Annotated in this window: 3 protein-coding genes; all 3 read right to left on the reverse strand. The window is 71.1% G+C overall.

Annotated elements, in window-relative coordinates; translation table 11 throughout:
- Positions 1-53: 53 nt before the first annotated feature.
- The gene (locus tag G6030_RS16130) at positions 54-1,022 is read right to left on the reverse strand and encodes a sigma-70 family RNA polymerase sigma factor (protein WP_063973073.1); all 969 of its coding nucleotides are present in this window, start codon (positions 1,020-1,022) and stop codon (positions 54-56) included.
- 177 nt (positions 1,023-1,199) lie between these two features.
- A complete protein-coding gene (gene dtd / locus G6030_RS16135; RefSeq protein ID WP_182643807.1) occupies positions 1,200-1,637 on the reverse strand; it encodes a D-aminoacyl-tRNA deacylase in 438 nt (145 codons plus the stop codon).
- A partial coding sequence (locus G6030_RS16140) for a methyltransferase (RefSeq protein ID WP_182643808.1) occupies positions 1,634-3,059 on the reverse strand: 1,426 nt, incomplete at its 5' end. The genes G6030_RS16140 and dtd, both read right to left, overlap by 4 nt.

Here is a 3,059-nt window from a genome sequence, read left to right on the forward strand (position 1 = left end):
GGCCCCGCCCTTCGTGGGCGGGGCCGGCGGGGTGTGACCGGGGCCGGAGGGGATCAGATCGCGTAGGACCGCAACTTGTCGGCGCGACGGCCCTCACGGAGCTTGGCCATGACCTCACGCTCGATCTGGCGGACGCGCTCACGGGACAGGCCGAAGCGCTTGCCGATCTGGTCGAGGGTGCGGGGCTGACCGTCGTCGAGCCCGAACCGCAGGGTGATGACCTGCTGCTCACGCTCCTCGAGAGTGGCGAGCACGGCGCGCACGTCCGAGTGCATGACGTTGGACACGACCGTGTTCTCGGCGCTGGTGGCCTCGGCGTCCTCGATGAAATCGCCGAGCGGGGCCTCCTCGTCCGCGCCGACCGGCATGTCCAGGCTCACCGGGTCGCGCGAGTGGTCGAGGAGTTCCTCGATCTTGTGCGCGGGGATCCCCGACTCCTCGGCCAGTTCCTCGAGCGTGGCCTCGCGGCCCAGCTGCTGGTGCAGCTCACGCTTGATGCGCGCAAGCTTGTTGACCTGCTCGACCAGGTGGACGGGGAGACGGATCGTGCGCGACTGGTCGGCCATACCGCGCGTGATGGCCTGGCGGATCCACCACGTGGCGTAGGTCGAGAACTTGAAGCCCTTGGCGTAGTCGAACTTCTCCATCGCACGGATCAGGCCCAGGTTGCCCTCCTGGATGAGGTCCAGTAGTGGCATACCCCGGCCGGTGTAGCGCTTGGCCAGCGAGACCACCAGACGCAGATTGGCCTCGAGCAGGTGGGCGCGGGCGGCCTCGCCCTCGGCGACGATCGTCTTGAGATCCGCCTTCTTCACCGGACCGAGACGCTTCTTGGTCTCCAACAGGTGCTTGGCATAGAGGCCGGCCTCGATCCGCTTGGACAGCTCCACCTCGTCCTCGGCGTTCAACAGAGCCGTCTTGCCGATCCCGTTGAGGTAGACACGGACCAGATCAGCGCTCGGGCTCTGACCTTCCGGATCCGCCTCCGTCCGACGGTCCGATCGGGTGATGGCTGACGTCATGTCTCCTCCTCCTGCCTGACCTTGTGACGAGGCCGGCGTTCGGTTGCTGGTGGACGGATCAGGCGCGTGCCCGGGTCACGTACACCTACAACGACGGGGGTGCCGGTAATGTTCCCCGACCGATGATTTCGGTCACGGACCGTGCCGTAAAGGCCGTCACCGCGACGTGTCGGCGGCTCAGGCCGAGCCCGGCGTCTCCACCACCACCGTGAACGGGCCGTCGTTGACGGAGTGGACCTGCATCATCGCGCCGAACACGCCCGTGGACACCTCGAGTCCCCGCTCGCGCAGACCGGCCACGACCGCCCGGACCAGCGGCTCGGCCCGGTCCCCGGGAGCCGCCCTCGACCACGACGGTCGCCTCCCCTTGGCGGTCGAGCCCATCAGCGTGAACTGACTGACGACCAACACGGGCGCGCCCACCTCCGCGACGCTGCGCTCCTCCCGCAGTATCCGGAGTTCCGCGATCTTGCGGACCATCGTCGCGACGTCCGCCTCGTCGTCGTCGTTCGAGACCCCCAGCAACACCAGGAGGCCGGGCGCGGACAGTGCCCCGACGACCTCGCCGTCGACGGTCACCGACGCCTCGGTGACACGCGAGATGACCGCCCTCACCCGCGCGGCCCCCCGGGCGCGGCGGCGACGGCTCCCGGAGGCAGGAGGCCCGGCACACCGACCGGCACCACGAACCCGTGCACGAACAGGTCCGCGATCACCCGTCGGACGGGCGCGGCCAATGCGTCCGGATCCTCACCGGCGCCGGCCGCGGCGAGCACCACCAGGTCCTCCAACGGCAGCGCGGCCGTCCGGGCGCCCCTCAGCACCGCCGCGGTGAGGGGGTCGATCTCGTGGCGCCAGCGGGCGCCGGTCACGCGCTCCACCACGACGGTCGACACTCCCGGCGCGTCCACCACCTCGGGGTCGGTCGGCGCGAGGGACTCCGAGACGTGCAGGTGGACGTCGGGGGAGACCGTGAACACGGTCGCGTCCAGGGCACGGTCCTGCCCGCCGTGGTGCCCGGCGGCCTCGCGTAACCACGCGATGCGCGCGAAGTACGCTTCCGCCTCGTCGCCGAGGCCGTCGCCGAACGGATGGGTGAGGTCTTCGCACAAGACCGACGACGGACCCTCGACGCGGCGCAGATACACGTAGCCGAAGCCGACCCCGGCGACGTCCTCGGCCTCGAAGTGGTCCAGCCAGCGGTCCGCTGCACGCCACGTGGTCTCGTCCCGTGGGTCCATGCCCTCGTCCGTGAGCCACGTCCACACGTACAGCCCCGGCTCGGAGACGTCGCGGCGGAGGATCCAGGCGTCCACGCCCTCGGACGGCACCCAGGACGCCACCCGAGTCCGCCAATCGGTGTCCTCGCGCTCCACCCAGGACGCCAACATGACGGCCGTCCCGCCGTCCGCCAGATGCTCGGGGGCGCCGGAGACCACCGTCCGACTCGCACCGTCGAGCGCGAGCCCCGATTCCCGGTACGAATGCCCGGTTTCCGGCGGCCCCACCACGAACGGGGGATTGGCGACGATCCGGTCGAACCGGCGGCCGGCGACCGGCTCGAACCACGAGCCCTGCAGGAGTTCGGCCCGCAGGTCGTTGATCGCCAGCGTCGCGGCGGCCAGGTCGAGGCACCGCGGCGTGATGTCGGTCCCGGTGGCGGAGTCGGCGGTACCCAACGCGTGGACCATCTGGATGCCGCACCCGGTGCCCACGTCCAGGATCGACCCAGCCGGCGAGGTGGGCGTGACCCGTAGGAGCGAGAGCGTGGCCTGGCCGACCCCCAGCACGTGGTCGGGTCGGGTGACGGTACGGACCATCGACCCGTCGGGGTCCGCGAACACCCATCGCGTCCCGTGGCCGGTGTCCACCGGGCGCAGGTCGACCACCGCACGCAGCGTCGCGCCGTCGTCGACCGGCTCCCACAGGCCGGCGTCCGCGCCGGCGCGAGGCTCGACGCCGGGGAGCGCGTCTGCCACCGCGGACGCCGGCAGCGCATCGCCCAGCACGAACAGGCGCACGAGCAGCCCGGCCGTA

This window comes from Dietzia sp. E1, from assembly GCF_014145015.1.
Taxonomy (GTDB): Bacteria; Actinomycetota; Actinomycetes; order Mycobacteriales; family Mycobacteriaceae; genus Dietzia; species Dietzia cinnamea_A.